The following is an 18636-nucleotide window of genomic DNA, read 5'->3' as shown; positions in this document are numbered from 1 at the left end:
GCTATGACGCCGTGATGAAGCTGGTCAAGGAACACTCGGGTGCCTACGGCATGGGCGTGGACTACGCCTACACCATGGTGCACAAGGCCGCGCAGCGCACCGCCACGCCGCACGCGTCGATCGCCCCGGTTCCGGCCCGCTGAACCGCGCTGCCGTGTTGGCCCGTCAGGCTGCATCACGCCCATGATGCGCCGGCCAGGCGAGATGCCCCACTGGGCCAGGCGCTCGTCCTTGGCCCACTGGCTTCGATCCCACACAGTGAGCGCATCGTCGATGCGCGCCCTGCCTATCCTTTAGTTTGATTGACAGCTTCTCGCCGTCGCAACGATCATCGGCTCGCACCGCGTCCACCGGGCACACAGGTGTCCAGGGGCCATGGCCGCTGACTGATTCTGATAGGAGAGAGCGCATGTCCAATGAAGCAACGTGTCCGTTCAATCATGCCGCCGGCGGCGGCACGACAAATCGTGACTGGTGGCCGAAGCAGTTGCGGTTGGACTTGCTTGGTCAGCATTCCGACAAGTCCAGCCCAATGGACGAGAGCTTCAGATATGCCGAGGCTTTCAAGAGTCTCGACCTCGCGGCGGTAAAAAGGGACCTTGCTGCGCTGATGACCGACTCGCAGGATTGGTGGCCGGCGGACTTTGGCCACTACGGTCCACTCTTCATCCGCATGGCTTGGCATAGTGCGGGCACCTACCGTGTCGACGACGGCCGGGGAGGCGCCGGACGCGGTCAGCAGCGTTTCGCACCGCTCAATAGCTGGCCCGATAACGTCAGCCTGGACAAGGCACGTCGCCTGCTCTGGCCGATCAAGCAGAAGTACGGGAACAAGATTTCCTGGGCCGACCTGCTGATCCTCACCGGAAATGTCGCACTTGAGACCATGGGATTCAAGACCTTCGGCTTCGCCGGAGGTCGTGAAGATACTTGGGAACCGGACAATGACGTCTACTGGGGCAACGAGAAAACCTGGCTGGGCGGTGATATCCGTTACGGCAAGGGCGCGGCCGGCAACGATGGGGATCCGCGTGGCGCTGGGGCCGGCCGCGCGGAAGACGGACGAAACCTGGAAAATCCACTGGCCGCGGTGCAGATGGGCCTTATTTACGTGAATCCGGAAGGCCCCGACGGCAATCCGGATCCAATCGCGGCCGCGCGCGATATCCGCGAGACCTTTCGCCGCATGGCCATGGACGACGAGGAAACCGTCGCGCTGATCGCCGGTGGCCATACTTTTGGCAAGACGCACGGCGCCGGACCGGCTGGCAACGTTGGCCCGGAGCCGGAGATTGCTGATCTGGAGCAGCAGGGGCTGGGCTGGAAGAGCAGTTTTGGCACCGGCAAGGGAGCCGATGCCATCACCAGCGGTCTGGAAGTGACCTGGACGGCGACGCCGACGAAATGGGGCATGGGATTTTTTGAGAACCTGTTCCGCTACGATTGGGCGTTGACCAAGAGCCCGGCCGGCGCGCATCAATGGGTGGCAAAGGATGCCGGTGAGACGATCCCGCACGCGCATGATCCGTCGAAGAAGCTGCGGCCTACGATGCTGACCACCGACCTCTCGCTGCGTTTCGACCCGGCTTACGAGAAGATCTCGCGGCGTTTCCTGGAGAATCCCGACCAGTTTGCCGACGCCTTCGCCCGCGCCTGGTTCAAGCTGACCCATCGCGACATGGGGCCGCGCGCCCGTTACCTTGGCCCGGAAGTGCCTGCGCAAGCCTTGATCTGGCAAGACCCGATCCCCGTCGTGGACCATCCGTTGGTCAACGACCAGGATATCGTTTCGCTCAAGCAGACGATTCGCGCGTCGGGGCTGTCTGTAGCGGAGATGGTGTCGACGGCCTGGGCATCGGCATCGACCTTCCGTGGCTCGGACAAGCGCGGCGGTGCCAATGGTGCGCGCATCCGCTTGGCACCGCAGGTTGAATGGCCCGTCAACCAGCCTCAGCAATTGGCCAGGGTGCTGACGGTCCTGGATGGCATCCGGTCCGAGTTCAACCGCGTACAGTCCGGCGGCAAGGAGATTTCACTGGCGGATTTGATTGTGCTGGCAGGCGGAGCTGGTATCGAGCTGGCAGCAGAAAGGGCAGGCCATCGGGTGACCGTGCCGTTCGCGCCAGGTCGCATGGACGCGTCGCAGGAACAGACCGACGTGCAATCTTTCGGGGTGCTTGAGCCGGTTGCAGATGGCTTTCGCAATTACGTCAAGGGAGAATACGGCGTTCCTGCGGAGGCGTTGCTGGTCGACAAGGCCCAACTGCTGACGCTGACCGCACCGGAGATGACCGTTCTGATTGGCGGGCTTCGTGTGCTGAACGTCCATGCCGGAACAGAGGCTCACGGCGTTCTTACCGACCGGCCGGAGACRTTGACCAATGACTTCTTTCGTAACTTGCTCGACATGCGTACGGAATGGAAGCCACTTTCGGCTTCCCGAGGAGTATTCGAGGGATACGACCGCAAGACCAGTGAACTGAAATGGACTGGCACGCGTGTCGATCTGATCTTCGGTTCGCACGCACAACTCCGCGCGCTCTCTGAAGTCTACGCAAGCGAGGACGCTCAAGAGAAATTCATTCGTGACTTCGTCACGGCATGGGTCAAGGTGATGAATCTCGATCGGTTCGACCTGGCCTGCGCATAAGCCAACCATCACCGTCGGCTGTTTGTCGGCGGATCCCTCTTAGAGGCCATTTCAAAAAGATCCTGGCGTCGTTGCGCGGCCTTGGCCGTACCGCTGGTACTGTCTGCGGCCGCGCGCCTAGCCAGAACCGCTTCGCTTCATTTTGAAACAGCTTCTTACTGCGACAAAGCCCTCCATCGCCTTGCCGAATCCGCCAGTGCTTCTCGCGGACTTCCAGGCCTGCCCCCCGCACCTTGCTCGCGAGCCTGCGCTCCTGACCCACCCGGCCACGCATTCCGGACACCTTTCCAAGTGGCGGGATGATTGGGTTAGCGCCCCGCAGGCGCGAACCCATACCCTTGCTGCGCCGGTGCAAAGACCGTGCAAGAACCATATCGTCAAACAGGACGGAACAGCGAGGAGAAACGCATGAAAAGAATGGGAACACTCTTGGTAGTGGCGGTGGCAACGATGCCGGGCATAGCGGCGGCACAATCGGGGGTGACCATCTATGGCGTAGCCGATCTCTACACCGAGTATGTCAGGTCCGGGGCAGTTCATGTCGCGCGGGTCGAAGACGGCGGGCTGTATCAATCGCGGTGGGGTTTGCGGGGCAAGGAGGAACTGGCGCCGGGACTTTCCACGGTATTCACACTAGAGACTGGGCTTGCACTGGACAGTGGCACCGCCCAGCAGGGAGGACGCCTGTTCGGCCGCCAGGCCTGGGTCGGCCTGAGCAGCAACGACTGGGGCGCGCTGACGTTTGGCCGGCAGAACACGCCGATCTACTACATCGAGGGGCAGGCATCGGCCTTTGGCTTCTCCCCGTATGGCCCGCTCGGTCGCCTGCAGAACGGCGGCCCCGCGGGCAGCAGCCTAACCGCGCGCGCGGACAATTCCATTCGGTACGAGAGTCCCGAACTTGCCGGGCTGCAGGGCAGTGCGATCTACTCATTCGGCGCCGAGCGGACCAGCGCGCCACGCGATGCCGACCGGCTGGCGGGCTTGGCGCTAACTTATGCACGCGGACCGCTCTGGCTGGGCCTTGCCTACGAACGTACCTACAGCATCAACGCGGTAACGGATGCCGATCGCGACGAGCGCGCAATCGGCGCCACGTATGAATTCCCGTGGGTGAGGTTGTTTGCCAATGTCCGTCAAGCCACACGATGGGTGCCAGGCCAGGCGACGCTGAAGGACCGCGGTTTCCATGTCGGCACGACCATTCCCGTGGGAGGCGCCGGACTGGTGCTGGTGGCATATGGCATGCAGCAATCGGTCGGCACGCCGAATCGTGGCCAGCAGATGTCGATCGGCTATCAGTACTCGATGTCCAAGCGTACAACGCTCTATGCCAACGCCAGTAAGATCTGGAACACGAACGGGGCAAACTACACATTTTCAAACATCCTCAATGAGGTCACAGCAAGCAGCGTGTCCGACCCACGCGGGGTCATGATAGGCATGCGCCATCTCTTCTGATCTGCGCGCGTCGGCGTGCGCCACCCGGTCGCCGTCGTCGGCCAGAGGCCGATGCGTTGTGATCTCGTCACGCATAGGAGAATCCATGAAGCGCTCCCCCCTCGCAGTGGCCTTCGGGCTGCATCTGTTCTGCGCGTCGATCGCATCTGCGGCCGTCGTACAGGTGCAGACCCTTGGCGCAGACACCGCGGTGCGGCTTACCGATGCCGCCAAACGGTTTGCCGAGGACCGAAAACTCGCCGTCAGCATCGTCGTGGTCGACGTTTCCGGCCACTTTCTCAGCGGCGTGAGAATGGATGGTGCCCCGTTTGCGACCTTTGATGTCGCACGCGGCAAGGCCATCGCTTCGGCGGCCACGGGAGGCGCCTCGGGCGCCGAACTCGTGAAGCGCTATCAGGCCAATCCCATCGTCTTCGGCCAGATGAGTTCGCTGGTGTATGGCGGCCCCGTCTTTCCGTCGCAGGGTTCACTGGGCATCTACGTCGGTGGCCGCCTGGTCGGGGCCGTCGGGGTTAGCGGGGGGCCATCGGACATGGACGAGGAGATCGGGCGCCGCGGCGTGGTCGCGATCGGTGCGGCCGAGGCGCCCTGAGTGGCGTATGCGCTATGGCGGCGCCTGCTGGTGTGCGACACCGGCAGGCGCTCCGCATCGGCACTTCAGGACGTCAGCGCTCGCTGCGGGCCTGGATGTCCGTCAGGAAGCGCTCGATCCGCGTGATGAGGTCCACCGGTGTCTCGTCCATCGGGTAGTGTCCCGCGTTGCGGATCACGTCGATGGCCAGATCGAGGAATACTCTGCCATACGTCTGCTCCATGACGTCAGCCGTCAGCGACGGGTCGTGCTCACCAACCAGCAGCAGCGTGGGAACACGGATGCCCGCAATCTCAGCAGAGAAATCGGTATCGGCCCATGCCCGGAAGTAGGCGGCGAACGCGTTGGCATCGGCATGCAGCGCCGAGGCTTGAACCAATTTTTCTACCCAGTACCGGCTCAGGCGTTTGCCCGTGGAATTGTCCACGACGGCAATTCTTGCCGCGAAATCGTCGGCGGCACGTTCGAGCAGCGAGCGTGCCGGCTCGTCGAACAGCACGCGCGTCGGCGGCACAGGCGTGACGCCGACCATGGCCTTGACGCGTGCAGGGGCCAGCATGGCGACAGCCTGCATGGCCTTTCCTCCCATGGAGTGTCCGATCAGCGAGAAACGTTGCCATCCCAGTTCGTCACCAAACGCCAGCACGTCGGCGGCGATCTCCTGCATGTCGAATCTGCCCTGGATCCCTCGCCGGGCACCATAGCCTCGATAGTCGATGAAGGCGTAGGTGAAGCGGTCACCGTCGAGCACGTCCACAAGGGGCCCCCATCCACGCGCATGGCCAAACCAGCCGTGCAAGGCGATGACATGGTGTGGGCCATTGCCGATCGTGACCACGGTGCCGTTTTGCTGGTATTGCATAGATTTCCTCCGGTCGTCGATGTTTCGTTCCATATTGCATGACGAACCGCGGCGTTAGCGCCGCGCCTGTCAAGTTCTTGGACAATCCGGTAAGCAGACGCCGCGTGGCATCGGGCGATCGTTTGCCAGCGTACCTATGCCGCAGAACGGAAGACGTATTGGTAAACGGCTCCCCAAATGGGCAAGCGTCTTGTTTCCGGATCCGTAGAGTGTGAGCCTGGGCTGACCGTATCGCCCACGCCTCGCGATTCACCAGGAGACAAGAGTCAATGCAAAGCCGGAAGCTTCCATCATTCCTCACCGCCCCTCAGCGGGTGGCCACATTTGCCGCCATCACTGCGGCCATCACCGCAGCACTGGCCGTGGCACTCGCAGGCCTGCGGCCCGCCGCCGCCAACGCAGCGCAAGCGGACACAAATACACAGGCCAACTGGAAGCCTTCGAAGCCTATCGTCTTCATCGTGCCGTTCCCGCCAGCAGGCATCAACGATGTACTGGCCAGGGCCGTGGCGCAACGCTTGTCGAAAGCGCTGGGACAACCCGTCGTGGTGGAGAACCGACCGGGCGCCAGCGGCAACATCGGCGCGGAGGCGCTCGTGCGCGCGGCGCCGGACGGCCATACGATCGGCATCCTGAACAGCATCCACGCGGTCAACGCCGCTTTCTACCGCAAGCTGCCCTACGACGTGACGCGCGACGTGGTACCGGTTGCGCCACTGGGCGAGTCGCCGCTTGTACTGGTTACGAATCCGCACACACCATACAAGTCCGTCACCGAACTGATTGCCTACGCCAAGGCGAATCCCGGCAAGGTCAACTACGGTGGCCCGACCAGCTATCCGCTCGAAATGATCAAGACGATGGCCGGTGTCGACATCACCAATATCCCCTACAAGGGCAGCGGCCCAACCATCAACGATATGATCGCCGGACACATCGACCTGGCGACGGGCCCGCTGCTGGAGTACATGCCCCATGTGAACGCCGGCAAACTGAGGCTGCTGGCCGTCGGTACCGCGAGCCGGCTCCAGGGCCTGCCCAACGTGCCCACGGTGGCTGAGAGCATTCCCGGGTACGACATTACCGTCTGGTATGGCTTGTTCGCCCCCAAGGGCACGCCCGCGCCGGTGACCGAGCGGCTGCGCAGCGAGGTCCGCGCCATCATGAACGATGCCGACATCCGCGCCAGGCTGGCCGGCCAGAGCATTGACACCGCCTTCAGCCAGACCGGCGTGACCGGCCTGACCAGCCGTCTGGCCAGCGAAACGCGGCGCGCGCACCAGATCGTCACCAAGACCGGCGGCTACCTGAACTAGATCGGGCATTGCCTTGTTGTGAGGATTCCAACGTGAAACATCCCATGGAGCGCCGCCGGCTGTCTGCCCGCCTGCTCGCGTTGTGCGCGCTGGCCGTGCCTGCGCTGGCGCAGCCCGCGTCAGAGGCAGGCGAATCGCGGCCCGCGCGGCTGATCGTCGAGCAAGTCTGCGCGGCATGCCACGGCAACACAGGCCAGAGTACGCAGAAGGCATACCCCAGCCTGGCGGGTCAGAACGAAGACTACCTGTTCAAGCAACTGAGGCAGTTCAAGGCCGGAGCCAGCGAGCCGGCGCTGCGCCAGGACGCCACGATGGCTGCCGTGGTGCAAAGCGTGAGCGAAATGGAGATGCGCGAAGTGGCTCGCTACTTTAGCCGCCAGGCACCCGCGCGCGGACAGACCGACCTGCCGCACTTGGTCGGGGCGGGCATGGCCATCTACTGGAAGGGCAATCCGTCCAATCACCTGCCGGCCTGCGTGACGTGCCATCGGCCAAATGGGGAAGGCATCGCGCCCGACTTTCCGCGCATTGCCGGCCAGCAGCCGGAATACGTGGCCAAGCAGCTCCACGCGTGGAAATCCGGCACACGTGGCGGTCCCGGCAAGCTGATGAGCCTGCTTGTGCCGTTGATGACGGACGAAGAGATCCTCGCCGTTGCGCAGTACGTCGCGCAACTGCGCTGATGTGCTGCATCTTGCCGTCCGGCGCAGTGGTGCTGCCGACGGCCCAATCGAAAGGAACCAGAACGATGATGATCGACAGGAGACATTGGCTGAAGGCTGCAGGTGCCCTCGGCCTGGGAGCCGCTTCGCTGCAGGCAGCGGCGCAGGTGACGTTGGGGCGCAACGCACCGGTTGCCGGACCGGGTGCGGTTCCACTCCCCGCAATCAAGCCGGGCAAGATCCACCGGATCGAGTCGGCCACGCAGACCGTGCACGTCGGTATTCTCGACCCCAAGGCAACGCCGGCCGCCAGCATCGAGTCGGGCGATCTCGTGATGTATCCCAATACCTGGGTGAACTGGGCCAACGGCGCTGCGTACGGCATGAGCTACGAGGATCGCGAGCCCGTGCGCAAGCGATTTCCGCAAGGGCCGTACTCGAACGTCGGGCCCGTGGAACTACGCGGGGCGATGCCCGGCGACGTGGTGGAGTGCCGGATGGTCAAGTTGCGTCCGATCGGCTGGGGATGGAACTCCGCGCCCAAAGGGGTCGGCGCACTGCCTAACGACTTTCCAAAGCCGTACCTGCGTTATTTCAAATTTGACGAGAGCCGGCAGTACACCGAGTTCGCGCCGGGCATCCGCATCAGGCTGGCGCCGTTCCAGGGCGTGATGGCGGTGCAGCCCGCCGGCGACGAACCGGTCAGCGCCATCCTCAGCGGTCGGTATGGCGGCAATCTCGTGTTGCGCGAGCTGGTTGAGGGTACGTCACTGTTCCTGCCGGTCCAGCGGCCGGGCGCGATGATCTGGACAGGCGATTCGCACGCCGCCCAAGGCGACGGCGTGGTCAATCAGACCGCCATTGAAACCGCGATGGAGGACATGCAGATCCAGTATTTCCTGCACAAGCAGCGGCCCTTGTCCCTGCCGATGGCGGAGACGCCTAGCCACTGGATCATTCTCGGCTTCGGCAACAATCTCGACGAGGCGCTGGTCGCCTGCCTGCGGCAGATGCTCGACTGGGTGAGCGCTGCGACCGGCATGGATCCTCAGGACGTGTACTCGCTCGCTAGCATTACCTCGGGATTCCGCATCACCCAGTACGCCAACCAGACGGCCAGCAACTACACGTCGATCCCGGCCAAGACCGTGCACGGCATGCTGCCCAAGGCAGTATTCGACGTGGCGATCCAGGGCAAGCTGTCGCGCTCGCTGCGCGGTTGACGGCAGTTGACTACAGTGGGCGCCGGGCGGCGTCGGGCGCCTCAGTCGCCGTGTGCATCGCCCGGCATGCCGATGCGGCGAAACTCCGACGGGCTAAGCCCCAAGTGTTGGACGAAAAAGCGCGTGAAGTGTCCTTGCGCGCTGAATCCGAGCTGGTCCGCTACGTCCCCGATGCTGGCATGCCGTTCAGCCAGCAGCCGTGTGGCGATGCCGATTCGGATCCAGTCGAGGTATTGCTGCGGCGAAATGCCCATGCAGGCCTTGAACTGGTGGAAGAGCCGGCTGCGGGACATGCCCACCGCGCTGGCGACCGTCTCCACGTTGGGATTTTCGCCCGCATGGCTGCGTATGTACTCGGTCGCGCGCTTGATCCGGTAGTCCAGCGGTCTGGTGTTTGCCAGCACTTCGGTCATGGACCGCCGCTGAAGATGGCAGGCCGACACCTTGCGTGCCAGTTCCGCGACGGCGGCCTCGCAATCTACCGAGCCAATCGCCGAATCGGCAGCCAGGTCCCGGGCCAGACAGGTACCCAACTCTGTCAATGATGCGACGGTATCCGCATCCATGCGCGCCAGCGTCTGGCTAAAGCGCAGGCCGCTGGCAGGATTGTCGACGCCAAGCGTGCGTCCGAGCCATTCCGGCTCCAGCAGCAAGGCGAGTAGCAGCGAGGGAGAGCCCTCCTTGGCGCTCTTCGCATGCGTCGACCAGGGATTGATCAGCAGCGCGCAGCCGTCGGTCAGTGTCTGCGCGTGGCCGTCGATCTTGAACGTCGCATCCGTGCCGCCGAACTTGAAGATCAGATGGAACTCCGCATGGGCATGCGCGACGAGCGGCCCCGATATCCGATGAAGGGTGGCACGGCCGAAGCTGCCGTGGACGATGCGTAGCTGGCGGTCCTTTGCCATTCAGGGTGTCTCCTCATCAATGCCTGGCGGGATCGTGCTCACGCGCGGCAGGCCGTGGAGCAAGGCTTCGCCTTGCGTGAACCCGGTGCTCGACCAAAACGCGCCGACAAGCCATTCGATCATCCCAGTTATGCAAACGTTTGCAGTAGGTTGGGATTATGTCATCTGTCGGGCAGTCGTCAAGGGGGAACAGTCTCTATCGATTTGGCCAAAGGTGAAACAAGGGCTACACGGAGACGAAGGGAAGGGGGCCGGCGACGATCCAAGCGTCGAATACGCCCCGTCCATCGCGGGCTCCGACACGTCGGCAAGGCTCGGCTTGTCAGCCTTTCTCGCTTGTACGCGTCAAGGCGCCGCGGGCACAGTGGCCGGCAAGCCCATATCCATTTGCGCGTTTGAATGTGACTTCCCCGGCATGCTACGCCCAGGGAGCGCGAATGCCCGCCTGGCAGGCAAGTTCCTCCAGCGCGGTAGCAGTTACAGCCGCCAAGGCAATTCCGCTCACGCTCCGCTCCCGGGATTCGGCGTAGCCGCGTTCTCCCGGCAGCCGTGGAGGGCCTTCGGAAGACGCCGGCAGATTGTGGATGGCCTCCGCGAGCTGGGTCAACTGCGCTTGAAACATGGAGGGGTCCAGCAACTGAGCGATATCGATCACGAGCATCCACGCGTTCTGCGTGTGGCGATGAACGGCAGGGGAAGCATGCAGCGCCGGTGCCAGGATCGGATGGTTGGTCAGCAGGCTGCAGGCGATCTCGGCCATCAGCGCGAGGCCCGAGCCTTTCGGGCCGCCCAATGGCAGCGGCGTTGTCGCCTGACGGGCGTCCGTGGTGGGGTTACCCATGGCATCGATGGCCCAGCCCGGCTCGAGCGGCCGGCCGGCTGCCCGAGCCTGCATCAGCTTGCCGAAGGCAACCGCACCCGAAGCCATGTCGAACACGATCGGCTCGACGAGGCCAGGGCAGGCCATGGACAGCGGAGCCGTTGAGACGCCAGCCACCGAGGCGCCATGGTAGGCCATCAACGGCGCCGACGCGGCCATCGCCATGGCAAACATGCCCGCACTGGCCACATGAGCGGTGTGAAAGCCGAGCGCGCCGGTATGCGTTGTCTCCCGCAAGAGCACCAGGCTCGCCCCGGCCTGGCGCGCAGCGGCAATGGCTTGCCCGGCGGCAATGCGCATGCCCAGCGCACCGGCGCAGCGATCCCCCTCGACAACGGTTAGCGCTGGCAGGCTGAGCACCGGGCGTGGTTGTGCCCGGCCATTCATGTCGCCCGAGGCCAGCCACGCAATGTACTGCGGGATGCGCGCTACCCCATGTCCGGGAGAACCACGCAGGTCAGCCCACACCAGGCTCTGCGCCACCAGTGAGGCGCCGGGTTCGTGCAGCCCCGCCGAGGCAAGCAGCGCCTGCGCGAAGGTTTGCAGCCGGGCTGCACTGATCATGGTCGGGGGGCGCGCCGTCATGCGGCCCCCGATGGCGCCGGGTGGACCGGGAAGAACTTGTACAGCCAGTCCGTGACCAGGTTCAGGACAGCCCGGTTGTCGTCGGAGAAGATGAAATGATCGATTTCCGAGAACAGGTGCAGTTCGACCGGCATCCTGGCATTGCGGAACAGCTCGATCGACTGGTCCGTAGGGGTGACCGAATCGTCCGCCGGATGCAGCAGCAGGAGCGGACGAGGGGCGATGTCTGCGACCACTGCGTTCGGCCGAAAGCCCAGCATGCTTTCGACCACCTCGAACGGGAACGCCATGAAGCTTCCCGCAGGCAGATTGCTGCGCATCGCGGCGGGGATCGGCACGACGTCAAAGCGCGAGACCTGCATCGACTGGCCGATGGCCAATCGGGCACGGCCTTCTTCCACCATTGCCTCGAAGCGCTGCCATTCGCCCGGCCCGGCATGTTGCTGACGCAGCTTTACCTCCCCGTCGCCCCATCCGGCCGATGAGATGCAGGCCACGATGCGAGGGTCAACGCCGGCCGCATAGACCGCCACGGCCGCGCCGAAGCTGTGGCCCATTACAGCAATCTTCGCTGGCTCCACCTCGGAAAGGCTCTGCAAGTAGCTGACCGCGCTGCGCGTGTCGCTCACCTGGTCCTCGCACAGTACCTTGCCGCGCTCGCCTTCGCTGTTACCGCAGCCCCGCATGTCGAAACGCAGGACCACATAGCCCAGCGAAGAAAACAGGCGCGTCGCCAGCTGCACCATACCGTCATCCTTGTTGCTGCCGAACCCATGCAGCACGGCGATGGCGGGACGTCGCTCGCCGCCGACAAGATTGGGGGGTAGATGCAGGGCTCCGGCCAGGCGGAGCCCGTCGGAGTCAAATGTTACATCCGTGTGCACGCTCATTTCTCCAGGTTTAGTGACACACGATGTTCTACGAAATCCGCGGTTCCATGACTGCCCAAGAATCCACTGACTTACCCGATCGTCCGCTGACTTTGATGATGGGCGCGATTCGCGTGTCGGTCAGTACGGCTCACGATCGCGCGCGCCGGACGCCAGGCAGGCAGCGATGTGGTCGATCAGCTGAAGCAAGACCTGCCTGTCGAAGTAGTTGTTCATCCTGTGGCTGAGGAACACGTCGCCGCCAGCGCCGGCGACGCGTTCTCTTACCTGCGCAATCCGTTCGGCAAGATCGGGGAGCCCGGCTTGTATCGCCGCCCGGGCAATGGCACCGGGCCAGAAACCATAGGCGTCAATGCCGCAACAGTCCGCGACGCATTCCGTTTCGAGCCAGTCAAGCAAGGGCAGGATAGGGGCGAGCCACTCGTCGATGTCCACCGCGTCGTGGTACTTCCCTTGCAGGTCGATGAACGGAATCCATTTGTCTTCGCCGATGCTGATGTCGCCTTGATTTGCCATTTCCTTCGCGCGTGCCTGAGAGGGGAGAGTCGGCAAAGTGTAGCCGAGCGCGGCGCGCCAGGAGCGGCTGGCAAAACCATGTCATCTGGCGGCGGCCGGCAGCAATCTGAAGCGTGTCACCATGTCGCCACGACGCCGTATGGTCGATAGCGATCATGCAGCATGAACCAACGGGGTATGCTAGATTCAATGCCGCCTATTCAGGCGCGGTGCGGCTCAGGGAACGGCGAGCCGGCTATGCAAGCAAGCTAGTAAAACAGCCGAATCAGGTGCAATCCCTATGAAAAAGAGCGCAACGTCCCAGGGCGAATCCCCTTCCCGGCTGATCGACGCCAGGATCCAGGAACTGGACGACTGGCGGGGCAAGACGCTCGCCCATGTCCGCGCTCTCATCAAACAGGCTGACCCTGAGGTGGTAGAGGAATGGAAGTGGAGAGGCGTTCCGGTTTGGTCTCACGATGGACTGATCTGCACCGGCGAGACGTACAAGAGCGTTGTGAAGCTGACGTTTGCCAAGGGCGCTTCGCTCAAGGATCCTTCCGGACTATTCAACGCCAGCCTGGAAGGCAACACCCGGCGCGCTATCGATTTGCATGAGGGTGACGAAATGGATGAGGATGCCTTCAAGACGCTCATACGCGCCGCTGCATCCCTGAACAGGTCATCGGCCCGATAGCCAAATCCGGCGCCGCATGCGTTGGCGCCTATCCTGGCCGGCCACGCTGCAACCATGGCCAACTACAACGGCCAACTACCGCGCCCAGCAACTACGGCCGCTTGTCCCCTGCCGGGCTGGCAGGGCGCTGCGCTGGCAGCTTGCCGACGATGCAATCCACGGCGCGTGTATCCGATTTGCCTTGCCCGAGCGCGCCGATGACCGAGTCGCGATACTGCGCCGGCGTGATGCGCTGGTAGTAAAGCCGGGAGGTCTGGTCGAGCCAGTACACGTAGTCGCTGTCGTTCCGGCCGCCGTTGGTGCGCAGCCAGTCGCTGATGTTGTTGTTTCCGATCATCATGTTCGGGCAGCCTCGCTGCACGCTGTCGAGGTAGGCATCGAAGCCTTTCGCCTCGTAGTTGCGCACCGAGTCTGGCGCGCAGGCGCATAGCACCAGGGCAGCGCAAGCGCAGGCCAGCCAGGACGCCACCCGGCGATGCCGTGGGCTGCGGCGCGTTGTCATCGCGGGGGACTGGCATATCGCTCCTATGTCCTCTCTATCACTCGATCCCTGGTTCCCTGCTGCTCTGGTTCGGTGTGCGTGAAACCACGCCCAAGGATAGAGCGGATCCCCCGGCACCTTGCCGCGTGGCGAAAAATTTCATGGGTCGCCGGTAAAGGCTTGAATGCTAGGGTGGGCAATGCTACCGGCCTACCGTAGGCCGCACTTCTATGTGCGATTGCAGCAAAAATCCGCAATCGTCCTTGAACAATGGGTCGTTCCATCCTATAACCATCCCATTGGATGGTATTTGGATGGTATTTTGGATGACTAACAACGATGGATGAGCAACAAAAGGCACTTGCTGCGCAACCCCGCCCTAAAGGCGGCGAAACCGAGAAGATCACGATCAATCTCGGCCCGGTCGATCTCGGCCAGATCGACCTGCTGGTTGAGGAAGGCTTTTACTCAAATCGTACCGACCTGATCCGCACCGCGATCCGCAACCAGCTTGCGATCCACGCGCAGGCCGTCAGCGAGACCGTGACGCGGCGCGCGCTGGTGCTTGGCCTGCAGCATTTCTCCCGCCAGGACCTGGAGGCGGCGCAAGCCGCGCACCAGCGCCTGGATATCCATGTGCTGGGACTGGCCAGCATCGCATCCGATGTCACGCCCGAGCTTGCCCTGGCCACGATCGAGTCGATCGTGGTGCTGGGCGCTTTCCATGCTTCCGCCGCCGTCAAGGCGGCGCTGGCCGGCCGCATCCGCTAAGCCGCCACGCAACGGAAAGCCCAACGCCAAAGGCACGTAGAAGGACACCATGATGAAGATGAACGAAGAATTTCTGGCTTCCATGCAGGAAGCCATGGCGCTGCTGCGCACTGCGGGGCCGCTGGAAGCCACCGAGGTCATTGCGCGCGCGTTGCGCGGCAACGGCGCAGTGCTGCCCGATGCTGGCTTCCAGCCTGCGCAAGTTGTCGAGGCGCTGCTGCCACGCCAGGCGCAGGAGAGCGCAGCGCAACCCGACGTGCGGGACACCGGCCACTTCACCACCATGCGCCATGCCGGACACGCCGGCCAGCGCGCCTACAAGCTCTACGTGCCCGCCGGCTTCGAGGGCAAGCGCCTGCCGCTGGTGGTGATGCTGCACGGCTGCACGCAGGACGCCGACGATTTTGCGGCGGGTACCCGCATGAATGCGCTGGCAAAGCAGCACGGTTTCCTGGTTGCTTACCCCATCCAGCCCGCGGCGGCGAACCCGTCCAAATGCTGGAGCTGGTTCAAGCCGGGCGACCAGCAGCGTGAGCTGGGCGAGCCGTCGCTGATCGCGGGCATCACGCGGGAAGTCATGGCCAGCCATCCGGTCGATCCCGATCGCGTGTACGTGGCCGGCTTGTCCGCCGGCGGCGCCATGGCCGCCGTGATGGTGCATGCTTATCCCGACCTGTATGCCGCGGCGGGGATTCACTCCGGCTTGCCGTATGCCAGCGCGCATGACTTGCCCTCGGCACTCGCCGCGATGCAGGGCGGCAAGCTGGCAGGCACGCACATGGCGAACGCGCAGGCCGCGCCGTTGCGGCCCCTGATCGTCTTCCAGGGAGACGCGGATACGACGGTGCATGTGTCCAACGCCGACCGGCTGCTGCGAGCATTCCAGCATGACGGTGAGCAGGACTGCCAGCGCCGGAGCAAGCAGAACGGGCGCGCCTTCACGCGCCGCCAGTTGAAGTCGCGCGATGGCGTTGATGCGGAGTATTGGCTGCTTCATGGCGCGCCGCACGCGTGGGCGGGTGGCAGTACGCATGGCTCCTACACCGATGCGAGCGGGCCCGATGCCAGCGCGGAGATGGTGCGGTTTTTTCTCGCGCATCCGTTGAAGAAGTAGGCGGTGGCGCGGGTGCGTCGACCTGATTGCCCCTGCACGCCTCAAGCCTTCATCCGCGCCACCAGTTCCTGCGCAAACTCCAGCGACAGCCGCGACAGCGGCTCGGACTGGACATTGAAGATCTGGACCGAGGCATTGACCTTGGTCCGGATCGGAATCGCCACGATATTGGGCCACGCCTGCCCGAACACCGTCATGGCATCGACCAGCGCGATGCCGGCCCCGGCCTGCGCCAGCGCGCGCGCGACGTGCGCCTGCTCCACTTCGATGCGCATATCGAGGTCGTCGAAGCCGCTGCCAAACATGTCCCGTACCAGCAAGCCGAACGGCACATCCGCGCCGTAGCCGATCAATGGCTCCCCGGCAAGCTCCGCCGGGCGCACGTAGCTGCGCCCGCTTAAAGGGTGCCCCGCGGGCACCAGCGCCACCATCGGGTTCTTCACCAGCAGCCGGGATTCCAGGTTGGGATGCGCCAGCGGCATGTTGGACACGGCCAGCTCGGCCTGGCCGGAGAGCAGGGCGCGCAGCATGTTGCCCGGGATCTGCGTGCGCACGACGATGCGCACCGCCGGATGCGCGGCGCGAAACGAGGCGATGGCGCGGGGCAGCACCGTCTGCCCGAGATTCGGGCTGCACGAAATGCGCAGGCTGCCCGTGCGGTTGGTTGCGAGGTCTTCTGCGATCTCGTTCACGCGCTCGATCCCCTCGTACACCACATTGACCTCGCCCAGCAGCCGCCTGGCTTCCGGCGTTGGATGCAGGCGGCCCTTCACGCGGCGGAACAGTTCCAGCCCCAGGCGCTGCTCGGTGTGCGACATCAGCCGGCTGATGGCGGGCTGCGACACATACAGGAGCTTGGACGCGCCGCTGATCGAGCCCGTGAGCATCACGGCGCGGAACACTTCGATCTGCCGGAGGTTCATTTTCATGATTTCAACCTATTAACCTGATGTTAAGTTTTGCGGATATATAAGCATATGACAGCAAGGATGCGGCTGCCTACACTGGGTCCTGGCAGCACGCTTGCCCACGTGCACCAAGGCGGCGCCAGGCGCCATTGGCGCCGGCACCACGATGGGGATGCGTGGCCCATCGCGGGGCATCCTGATACATGCCGGTGCATCGCCCCAACGTCCACTGCGGGAGACAAGGAAAAAACATGAGCGACATCCATCTGACTTACATCAACGGCCGTGACATTGCGAAGCTCGCGATGACCGACCAGGAAATCCTCGACGCGGTCGAGCAGGGTCTGCTGGCGCAAGGCAACAAGCAGACGGTGATCGAGCCGCGCGTTCACCTGATTCCAGACCCGGCATTCAATGGCCACTTCAACGTGCTGCGGGGCTATGTGGCGCCCCTGGGGCTGGCTGGCGTGAAGATCGTCGGTGACTATGTCGATAACTACAAGCTGGGCCTGCCGTCGGAGATGGCCATGCTCAACCTGTTCGACCCGCGCACCGGCATGCCGGTGGCGATGATCGACGCGACCTTCATCACCGATGCGCGCACCGGCGCGGTGACCGCGCTGGGCGCTCGCCACCTGGCACGGCGCAACAGCAAGGTGCTTGGCCATATCGGCGCGCGCGGCACGTCGTACTGGAACGTGCGCCTGCTCGACAGCCTCTTCGACTTCGACGAGATCCGGGTGCATTCACGCCGCCCGGAAAGCCGCGACGCGTTCGCCGCGCGGCTGGAGAAAGATCTTGGCAAGAAGGTCATCGTCACGCAGGACTGGGAGTCGTGCGTGCGSGGCGCGGACATCGTGGTCGAGGCGTCGCGGCTGGACAAGCCCACGCCGCTGCTCAAGACCGAGTGGATCAAGCCGGGCGCGTTTGTGGTGCCGTACGGGACCATGAGCGCGGTGGAGCTGTCGCTGACCGACGTCATGAGCAAGCTGGTGGTGGACGACTGGACGCAGTGCAAGGGCGGCATGTTCGGCTCGCTGCGCGCGCATGTGGAGGCGGGCAGGTTGTCCGAGCAGACGCTGCACGCGGAGCTCGGCGATATCGTCGCGGGCCGCAAGCCGGGCCGCCAGAGCGATGACGAGACCAACCTGTTCTGGCACCGAGGCCTGTCGCTGAGCGATATCGCGCTTGGCCACGCCATCATGAAGAAGGCCGAGCGCATGGGCATTGGCCAGCAGCTCGTCTACGCATGATCGCCAACGCACGCATGTACGCGGTGGCCGCGCCGGTGGCCCAGGCGTGGCGCGCGCTATTTGCCCACGTGGGCGAGCGCGCCGGCGTGGCGTGGACCTACGTCGAGCATGCCGCGCCGGCGCCGGTCAGCGCGCTGTGGGCGCGGCCGGACTGTGGCTGCGTCTTCATGTGCGGGTTCCCATTTGTCAGCGCGGGAAGCCGGCATCGCCTGCTGGCGGCGCCGGTGCCATCGCTGCCGCGCTACGGGGACCGTCCGGAGTACTTCACCGAGTTCATCGTGCGCGACGATGCGGCGTTCGCCACCTTGGAGCCGGCCTTTGGTGGCCGGCTGGCTTGCATGTTGCCGGAATCGAACTCCGGCTTCAATGCGCCGCGGCACTACCTGATGGCAAAGGCTGCCGCCGGCGCCGCCACGCTGTTCCGGCCAACGGCGGCGCCAACCCCCACGCCACGCCAGGTGATCGACGCAGTGATCGGCGGCGATGCCGAGGTTGGCGTGGTCGACAGCTATGTGCTGGACCTGCTGCGCATGCATGTCCCTGAGCTGATGGCGAAGGTGCGCAGCGTGGCGGTGACGCCGGCGTCGCCGATCCCGCCGCTGGTGGCCGCGCCGCAGGCCGGCGACGCCGCCGTGGCGCGCGTGCGCGCCGTGCTGCTGGACCTGCATCGCGACCCGGCCTGCGCGGGCTGGCTCGCGCAACTGCGGCTGGCGCGCTTTGCTTGCGTCACCGCGCAGGACTATGACGTGCTGGCGCGCTACGCCAGCGAAGCCGACTGCGCGGGCTTTGCGCTGACCGGCACCCTTGACGCCAGGGAGCAGCGTCCATGACCGCCACGGCAGCGAGCGCGGCTTGCGCGCGGCCTGACCGTGCCCCGGATCCCGCTTTTGT

19 protein-coding genes and 1 pseudogene are annotated in these 18636 nt (G+C 64.3%); 12 read left to right on the top strand and 8 right to left on the bottom strand.

From position 1 onward, the window contains the following. The 4 genes and pseudogenes from AC1DQR_RS22660 to AC1DQR_RS22645 form a co-directional block, all read left to right on the top strand. A pseudogene (locus AC1DQR_RS22660) lies at positions 1 to 143 on the top strand (hydrolase); the annotation flags it as partial. A gap of 266 nt (positions 144 to 409) precedes the next feature. Further along, positions 410 to 2650, top strand: a complete 2241-nt coding sequence (katG, locus tag AC1DQR_RS22655) for a catalase/peroxidase HPI (protein WP_477133836.1) — start codon at positions 410 to 412, stop codon at positions 2648 to 2650. Between the two features lie 408 nt (positions 2651 to 3058). After that, on the top strand, positions 3059 to 4111 hold the full coding sequence (locus tag AC1DQR_RS22650) for a porin (protein WP_477133835.1): 1053 nt from the start codon (positions 3059 to 3061) through the stop codon (positions 4109 to 4111). Positions 4112 to 4196: 85 nt separating this feature from the next. Beyond that, on the top strand, positions 4197 to 4703 hold the full coding sequence (locus tag AC1DQR_RS22645; protein ID WP_416051979.1) for a GlcG/HbpS family heme-binding protein: 507 nt from the start codon (positions 4197 to 4199) through the stop codon (positions 4701 to 4703). 73 nt (positions 4704 to 4776) lie between these two features. Here the strand turns inward: AC1DQR_RS22645 and AC1DQR_RS22640 are convergent, their stop codons facing one another. Further along, positions 4777 to 5565: an alpha/beta fold hydrolase gene (locus tag AC1DQR_RS22640; protein ID WP_477133834.1), complete on the bottom strand. Its 789-nt coding sequence runs from the start codon at positions 5563 to 5565 to the stop codon at positions 4777 to 4779. A gap of 269 nt (positions 5566 to 5834) precedes the next feature. Here AC1DQR_RS22640 and AC1DQR_RS22635 point away from each other — a divergent pair, with 269 nt between their 5' ends. The 3 genes from AC1DQR_RS22635 to AC1DQR_RS22625 all read left to right on the top strand — a co-directional run bounded on the left by AC1DQR_RS22635 (position 5835) and on the right by AC1DQR_RS22625 (position 8766). After that, entirely contained in the window at positions 5835 to 6881 is a 1047-nt protein-coding gene (locus tag AC1DQR_RS22635; protein WP_416051981.1) for a Bug family tripartite tricarboxylate transporter substrate binding protein, read from the top strand. Positions 6882 to 6913: 32 nt separating this feature from the next. After that, positions 6914 to 7564 (top strand): c-type cytochrome, encoded by a 651-nt coding sequence (locus tag AC1DQR_RS22630; protein ID WP_477133833.1) that lies wholly within the window; start codon positions 6914 to 6916, stop codon positions 7562 to 7564. Positions 7565 to 7629: 65 nt separating this feature from the next. After that, positions 7630 to 8766 carry an acetamidase/formamidase family protein gene (locus tag AC1DQR_RS22625; RefSeq protein WP_477133832.1) on the top strand — a complete coding sequence of 379 codons (1137 nt, stop codon included), beginning with the start codon at positions 7630 to 7632 and terminating at the stop codon, positions 8764 to 8766. Positions 8767 to 8807: 41 nt separating this feature from the next. Here AC1DQR_RS22625 and AC1DQR_RS22620 read toward each other — a convergent pair whose 3' ends face one another. The 5 genes from AC1DQR_RS22620 to AC1DQR_RS22600 all read right to left on the bottom strand — a co-directional run bounded on the left by AC1DQR_RS22620 (position 8808) and on the right by AC1DQR_RS22600 (position 12542). Next, positions 8808 to 9671, bottom strand: coding sequence for a helix-turn-helix transcriptional regulator (locus tag AC1DQR_RS22620; protein WP_477133831.1), 864 nt, complete (start codon positions 9669 to 9671; stop codon positions 8808 to 8810). After that, complete coding sequence (locus AC1DQR_RS22615) at positions 9672 to 9794, bottom strand: hypothetical protein (RefSeq protein WP_416051985.1); 123 nt, start codon at positions 9792 to 9794, stop codon at positions 9672 to 9674. Positions 9795 to 10089: 295 nt separating this feature from the next. Further along, positions 10090 to 11136: an Ldh family oxidoreductase gene (locus tag AC1DQR_RS22610; protein WP_416051986.1), complete on the bottom strand. Its 1047-nt coding sequence runs from the start codon at positions 11134 to 11136 to the stop codon at positions 10090 to 10092. After that, a complete protein-coding gene (locus AC1DQR_RS22605) occupies positions 11133 to 12026 on the bottom strand; it encodes an alpha/beta hydrolase (RefSeq protein WP_477133830.1) in 894 nt (297 codons plus the stop codon). The genes AC1DQR_RS22610 and AC1DQR_RS22605 overlap by 4 nt, the downstream gene beginning before the upstream one ends. Positions 12027 to 12146: 120 nt before the next feature. Further along, positions 12147 to 12542, bottom strand: coding sequence for a DUF6331 family protein (locus AC1DQR_RS22600; RefSeq protein ID WP_416051988.1), 396 nt, complete (start codon positions 12540 to 12542; stop codon positions 12147 to 12149). 280 nt (positions 12543 to 12822) lie between these two features. Here AC1DQR_RS22600 and AC1DQR_RS22595 point away from each other — a divergent pair, with 280 nt between their 5' ends. After that, entirely contained in the window at positions 12823 to 13218 is a 396-nt protein-coding gene (locus AC1DQR_RS22595) for a DUF1801 domain-containing protein (RefSeq protein ID WP_477133829.1), read from the top strand. Positions 13219 to 13309: 91 nt separating this feature from the next. On the opposite strand, the gene AC1DQR_RS22590 is transcribed toward AC1DQR_RS22595, so the two are convergent. Then, a complete protein-coding gene (locus tag AC1DQR_RS22590; RefSeq protein ID WP_416051990.1) occupies positions 13310 to 13720 on the bottom strand; it encodes a hypothetical protein in 411 nt (136 codons plus the stop codon). Positions 13721 to 14038: 318 nt separating this feature from the next. Here AC1DQR_RS22590 and AC1DQR_RS22585 point away from each other — a divergent pair, with 318 nt between their 5' ends. After that, on the top strand, positions 14039 to 14470 hold the full coding sequence (locus AC1DQR_RS22585; protein WP_416051991.1) for a CopG family transcriptional regulator: 432 nt from the start codon (positions 14039 to 14041) through the stop codon (positions 14468 to 14470). Between the two features lie 52 nt (positions 14471 to 14522). Beyond that, positions 14523 to 15584, top strand: a complete 1062-nt coding sequence (locus AC1DQR_RS22580) for an extracellular catalytic domain type 1 short-chain-length polyhydroxyalkanoate depolymerase (RefSeq protein ID WP_477133839.1) — start codon at positions 14523 to 14525, stop codon at positions 15582 to 15584. Between the two features lie 41 nt (positions 15585 to 15625). Here the strand turns inward: AC1DQR_RS22580 and AC1DQR_RS22575 are convergent, their stop codons facing one another. Further along, positions 15626 to 16513, bottom strand: a complete 888-nt coding sequence (locus tag AC1DQR_RS22575) for a LysR family transcriptional regulator (protein WP_416051992.1) — start codon at positions 16511 to 16513, stop codon at positions 15626 to 15628. Positions 16514 to 16743: 230 nt separating this feature from the next. Between AC1DQR_RS22575 and AC1DQR_RS22570 the strand changes: the two genes are divergently transcribed. Both AC1DQR_RS22570 and AC1DQR_RS22565 read left to right on the top strand, forming a co-directional pair. After that, positions 16744 to 17745, top strand: coding sequence for an ornithine cyclodeaminase family protein (locus AC1DQR_RS22570; RefSeq protein ID WP_416051993.1), 1002 nt, complete (start codon positions 16744 to 16746; stop codon positions 17743 to 17745). Further along, on the top strand, positions 17742 to 18575 hold the full coding sequence (locus AC1DQR_RS22565; protein ID WP_416051994.1) for a phosphate/phosphite/phosphonate ABC transporter substrate-binding protein: 834 nt from the start codon (positions 17742 to 17744) through the stop codon (positions 18573 to 18575). The genes AC1DQR_RS22570 and AC1DQR_RS22565 overlap by 4 nt, the downstream gene beginning before the upstream one ends. Positions 18576 to 18636 lie beyond the last annotated feature (61 nt).

This window comes from Cupriavidus sp. 05L411, assembly GCF_056398045.1.
The sequence above is the reverse complement of the archived record's forward strand: the minus strand, read 5'-3'. Positions and strand labels throughout refer to the sequence as shown.